The organism is uncultured Desulfovibrio sp., assembly GCF_944324525.1.
Classification (GTDB): domain Bacteria; phylum Desulfobacterota; class Desulfovibrionia; order Desulfovibrionales; family Desulfovibrionaceae; genus Desulfovibrio.
This window is the reverse complement of the sequence record NZ_CALUWS010000083.1, coordinates 1-5591: the sequence shown is the minus strand read 5'-3', so window position 1 is coordinate 5591 and position 5591 is coordinate 1. Positions and strand designations below refer to the sequence as shown.

Here is a 5591-nt window from a genome sequence, read left to right as displayed (position 1 = left end):
AGGCGATCCCCGCGCAGCGGGAGCGCCGCAGCAGGCGCGCATATCGCCCGCAACGCGGGAAGATGCGCGCCGACTTGCCCCCTGCGGCGAGCGGCGGACAAGGTACACGACATGCGACAGTGACGCCCGCCGCCACACGGGACAAGGGGAGTACGGGGGTCGTAGGGGGTGTAGAGGGGCATGCCCCTCTCACCCCCTGCCGCCCGCCGCGCAGGCGACCACGCCCGAATGCCGGGCAACAGTCGCCAGCCGGCGGAAGAAACCATCTAACCGTTTTCTTCCGGTTCCAGATGGATGCAGATACGGCCGAGGGAGGGGATGAGTTCGCGGAGTTGCCGTTCAAGGCGGACGGAGAGGGTGTGGGCCTGTTCCACGTTGAGATCACGGGCGACCTGGCAGTGGAAGCCGACGCAGAGTCCTTGCTCGGCCGTGGCATAGGCGGAGAAATTGTGGGCGGCGCGCAACAGGGGCTCCCGTTCCACGGCCTGCTGGATCTGCTCCCAGGCGGCTTGCGCCTGCGGGGCGGAGGCGGTGAGGCCGCGGCAGGCGGAAATGGCTTCGCGGGGCTCAAGGTGAGTGAGCACTTCGCGCACATGGCACTGACGGCGCACGGCTTCCTCAAAGTCGCGCACAAGCAGATGGGCCTGAGCAAAGGGCATGCCGCCGTCCATCTCCACATGCAGCTCGATACGCGTTTCCTGATCCGTGCGGAAAACCTGCACGTCGTGGACAGCCAGCCCGTGGGCGGCGGCCGCGGCCTGAACCACCACGAAAGGATTGCTGGCGGCGGCAGAGGCGAGCATGGGTTCCACATGGACGGAGACGTCCGCACCGGGCAGAAGGGCATTGACGGCGAGCTCGGCCTCATGGGCGAGGCGGTGGCCCTCGCTGACCCGCACTTGCGGATCCACGCCCACGGTCATGTCCACGAAAGCCTGAGGGCCGCTGGTGCGGACGCGGACGCGGCTTACCGCCGTGATGCCGGGCACCATCGCCACGGCGTCGGCAATGGCGCGCTGCTCTTCCGTAGCGCCGGAATCCATGAGCGTATTGATGGCTTCGCGCGCCATGTGCAGACTGGAACGGAAGATGATGCAGGCCACGATAAGGGCGGCCACGGTATCGGCCTGCACGAGCACGGCGTGCATCGGACCGGGGATGTCCAGCGCGGCGGCCAGCCAGACGGCGAGCACGCCCACGAGGACGACGGCCGAGGACAGGATGTCCGTCGCGAAATGCAGGGCGTCGGCCTCAAGGGCCTGGCTTTTGGTCTCGCGGGCGACGCGGCGCAGCATGCGCACCCGGTTGATGTCCACGATCATGGAAATCCCCATGACGGCGGCGCCCCAGAGGGAGGGAATGACCGGCTCGCCGCCGTGCAGCAGCCTGTCCACACCTTCATAGACGACCCAGAAACAGATGATGAACAGCAGCAGTGTTTCCGCCAGCGCCGAGAGGTTCTCGACCTTGCCGTGGCCGTAGGGGTGGCCGCTGTCTGCCGGACGGCTGGAGATGCGCACGGCGTAAAAGGTCATGATGGCCGCCAGCAGATCCAGCCCGCTGTGCAGAGCCTCGGAAAGGATACCGAGACTGTTGGTATAGAGGCCCACGGCCAGCTTGAGCACCGTCAGCGCCAACGCTGCCAGCACGGAAGCCAGTGCCGCCTGATTCTTGGCGGCCGCGTGATCAGTTTGCATGTTTCACCACCGATAAAAAAAGCCCCCGAAGGGGCTTGTTGCCGCTAGAGCCATTTGAACCAGTTTTTCCATGTGCCTTCGCGTTGCTGCCGCTGCACGTCGGCCTGCTCTTCGCGATAGTAGAGGTAAGCCGCCTGCGCCTTTTCGCGGGCGTGGTCGGTCACGTCGGGCACATCGGCGTAGTTTTCCGCGATGAACTCGTACCGCCGCCAGGCAGGGCCGTACTTGCCCATGTGCCAGAAGACGTCGGCTATATACAGCTCGTGCTCGGCCATGATCTTGCGGCACTGCGCCATCTTTTCCGTGGCGTTCTTGGCATAGGGCGTGTCGGGATAAGTCTGCTGGAGGCGATTGAAGTAATCGTAGGCCTCCTGCACTTCCGTAGTGGCGCGGTCGATGGAGACGAACTGCCCGAGCAGGGACATGCCGGTCTGATAGAGGACATACGGGATGGCCTCGTGACGCGGATGCATGGACTCGAAATCCTTGTAGGATTCGGCAGCCAGGATGTATTCCTTATCCAGGAAGTAGCAGTCGGCCAGCGCCAGTTCCCCTTCCAGCGTATAGGGGCTGAACGGGAAGGTGTCGCGCAGCTTGATGTACAGCTCCGCCGCGCGCACATAGTTCTTTTCGCTCATGGCCTCGTTGCCGGACTCGAAGATCTCCTGCGCGGTATCCTCCGGCGGCGGCAGATAGACCATGTCGATGATGCCGCAACCGGAAAGCGTGAACAGCGAAAGGGCCAAGACCAGCGAGCGAAGCATTGATTTACGCATGGAGCTGTTCCAGGAAGACGAATGCCGCCTGCGCGGCGGTTGCGCCGTCTCCGGCGGCAGTGATGACCTGACGGCACAGTTTGGCGCGCACGTCCCCGGCGGCAAAGATGCCGGGAACATTGGTGCGCATCTCCGCATCCGTCACGATGAAGCCCTGCGCGTCCCGTTCCACGGCGGCGGGCAGGAAGGCCGTACCGGGCTCGAAGCCCACATAGATGAAGAGCCCCTGCACATCGAGGCGGCGCTCTTCGCCGGTATTGACGTTGGTCACGGTCACGCCTTCCAGGGCGTTGTCCCCGTGCAGGGCCGTCACCGTGGAGCTGCGCACAATCTCCACCTTGTCCGGCATGGCTTCCAGCTTGTCAAGGTAGATGCGGGCTCCGCGGAAGGCGTCGCGCCGGTGGATCACATAGACCTTGGAGGCCAGCTTGGCCAGGTAGAGGGATTCCTCCAGCGCGGAGTTGCCGCCGCCCACCACGGCGACCGGCTGCCCGCGGAAGAAATTCCCGTCGCACAGCGCGCAGTAGGAAACGCCCTTCCCCTGCATCCAGCTTTCGCCGGTGACACCGAGGCGGCGGTGATGCGCGCCGGTGCAGACCACCACGACCTTGCCGGTGACGCTCCCCTTGGAGGTCTTGACGGTGAAGGCCCCGGCGTGGCCGCTGACTTCCACCACGGCCTCGCTGGAGCGCGTGACATTGAGCCCTTCAAGGTGAGCGGAAAGGAGGTCGGCCAGCTCGTACCCCTTGATCCCCTTGGGGAAGCCGGGGTAGTTCTCCAGTTCGGCCGTCTGCAGTACCTGACCGCCGGCGGCCATCTGTTCGTACAGCATGACCGAGCAGCCGGACCGCGCCAGATAGAGCGCAGCCGTGATGCCGGCCGGGCCGCTGCCGATGACGATGGCGTCTACGCTGCTCATGCCAGGGCCTTGCTGTCAAGCATGTTCTTGATGGCGTCCTTGCTGACGGCGCCCGTCACCTGTTCCACGGCTTCGCCCTTCTTGAAGAGGATCAGGGTCGGGATGGCGCGGATGCCGTATTTCCCGGGCGTCACGGGGTTTTCGTCCACGTTCATCTTGCCGATGCGCACACGGCCTTCATATTCGGAGGCAAGCTCCTCGATGACGGGACCCAGCGCACGGCAGGGGCCGCACCAGGGCGCCCAGAAATCAAGCAAAACCGGCTGATCGGACTTCAAAACTTGCATGTCAAAGGTCGCGTCGGTGATCTGTTCAGCCATGGTTTTCCTCCATGTAGTCAAGTAAGGTTGCATCAGAAACGCCGCGCCTTCAGGCCAGCGCGGCGCACGTTATGACAAGGTAGATTGCCCGTGGGAAAGTGTCAAGCCGTCTGCGGCGGCTCATGATGCAGGTCGTCCGGTATGGGCCTGCCGCGCGGTATGGCCTCCAGCGCCAGATCATGCCACGCCCCGGCCTCGGCCAGCCGCCAGCCCGCATAGGCCACCATGCAGGCATTGTCCGTGCACAGCCTGAGCGACGGCGTCACCAGCCGCCCCCCCCGCCGCCGCATGAGCGCCTCGGCCTGCCGCCGCAAGTGGCTGTTGGCCGCCACGCCCCCCGCCAGCACCAGCGTCTTCAGATCGGGATGGCGGTCCAGCGCGCGCCCGGTCTTGATGAGCAGGGTATCCACGACGGCCTGCGTATAGGCGGCGCAGCAGTCCCGCAGGACCTGCGGCGCTCCGGCGGCGGTACGCACGGGCCGGGGCCAGCGCCGCTCTTCCGGCAGGCTGTCCAGAAAGGCCGCCGCCGCCGTCTTGAGGCCGCTGAAGCTGAAATCCAGCGTATCGTTATGGACATACGGACGCGGGAAGCTGACCGCCTCCGCATCGCCGCCCGCGGCCAGCTCGTCCATGAGCTTGCCCGCCGGGTAGGCCAGCCCCATGAGCTTGCCCGCCTTGTCGAAGGCCTCGCCCGCCGCGTCATCCAGCGTGCGCCCCAGCGTGACGAACGTGTCCGGCCCTTCCATACGGTACAGATGCGTATGCCCGCCGGAGACCAGCAGCCCCAGCGCGGGGAACGTCAGCTCCTGCTCGAGACCGGCCGCCAGCAGGTGCGCGTGCAGATGGTTCACCCCCACCAGCCGCGCCCCTGACGCCAACGCGAGCCCCTTGGCAAAGGCCACCCCCACCAGCAGGCTGCCCAGCAATCCCGGCCCCCGAGAAACGGCCACCACGTCCAGATCCGCCGTCGTACGGCCGTTGCGCGCCATGAGCGCATCATACAGCGGCCCTATGTAGCGGTAATGCTCCCGCGAGGCCAGCTCCGGCACGACCCCGCCAAACAGCGCGTGCATGTCCACCTGACTGGCCAGCACCGCGTCCAGCAGCCTGCCGTCCTTCACCAGCGCCAGCGCCGTTTCATCACATGAACTTTCTATCCCAAGGCACAACATGTCGGCTTTCCCGCTTCTTTTTTTGACGAACATTTTTTCCGGGGGAGGGACTCCTTCCCCCCATCCCTTCCCAGCGCGCTTTTATCGGGGAAGATGAAAATTGCGGCGACACATGCGCCGTCCCTCCGCCTGTCTGTCCCCCGGAGGATGTTCTCAACGGGCTTTCATCGTGGGGAGACGACACAAGAGGAGGAGCGATACGGCAGGCAAGCGCTCAAGGGAACTCCCCCTCCCCTGCCCGCGCTCATTCCGGCGGGCCCGGCGATCACTCTGGATTGTTTTTCCGCCCATGTTGGGCCGGACGGCGCTGTGTCGCCGTCTCGTGTTTTGCCTTTTGCAATGGCCGTCCTATCGCGCCGCCACAAAAAAGATGCCCTTCCGTACCAGCGGCGTCTCCTTTGAGAAAAGCGCGCTGGGGGAAGGGAGAGGGGTGTGGGAGAGGGAGCCCCCCTCCCGCGCCAGGCGGGGGTCTCCCTCTCCCCACAAAAACAAGCCGTTCGTCGTGGCGCTACGCTTTGCCCTAGGGCCTGTTACCACTAATTTTACAAATAATTTCAATGCCTATCGCCCGTACACGCTCCGCTTGCCATAGAGGCGGGCTTGCCTCGTGTCCCTGACTCTTCCCCCGGCAAAAGCGCGCTGGGGAAGGGATGGGGGGCTTGGGGGGAAGGGAGCGACCGAAAGGCGGCCCGGAGGGCCGTGCCCGT

The 5591-nt window shown here is 65.1% G+C and carries 5 protein-coding genes; all 5 read right to left on the bottom strand.

Annotated features, from left to right (window positions below; translation table 11 throughout):
• Nucleotides 1–266: 266 nt before the first annotated feature.
• The 5 genes from Q0K12_RS12245 to tsaD all read right to left on the bottom strand — a co-directional run bounded on the left by Q0K12_RS12245 (nt 267) and on the right by tsaD (nt 4884).
• Nucleotides 267–1697 carry a cation diffusion facilitator family transporter gene (locus Q0K12_RS12245; RefSeq protein ID WP_297263254.1) on the bottom strand — a complete coding sequence of 477 codons (1431 nt, stop codon included), beginning with the start codon at nt 1695–1697 and terminating at the stop codon, nt 267–269.
• A gap of 44 nt (nt 1698–1741) precedes the next feature.
• On the bottom strand, nt 1742–2473 hold the full coding sequence (locus Q0K12_RS12240) for an outer membrane protein assembly factor BamD (protein ID WP_297263253.1): 732 nt from the start codon (nt 2471–2473) through the stop codon (nt 1742–1744).
• Nucleotides 2466–3392, bottom strand: coding sequence for a thioredoxin-disulfide reductase (trxB, locus tag Q0K12_RS12235; RefSeq protein WP_297263252.1), 927 nt, complete (start codon nt 3390–3392; stop codon nt 2466–2468). The genes Q0K12_RS12240 and trxB overlap by 8 nt, the downstream gene beginning before the upstream one ends.
• A complete protein-coding gene (gene trxA, locus Q0K12_RS12230; RefSeq protein WP_297263251.1) occupies nt 3389–3712 on the bottom strand; it encodes a thioredoxin in 324 nt (107 codons plus the stop codon). Before trxA ends, trxB begins: the two co-directional genes overlap by 4 nt.
• A gap of 101 nt (nt 3713–3813) precedes the next feature.
• Nucleotides 3814–4884, bottom strand: coding sequence for a tRNA (adenosine(37)-N6)-threonylcarbamoyltransferase complex transferase subunit TsaD (tsaD, locus tag Q0K12_RS12225; protein WP_297263250.1), 1071 nt, complete (start codon nt 4882–4884; stop codon nt 3814–3816).
• Nucleotides 4885–5591 lie beyond the last annotated feature (707 nt).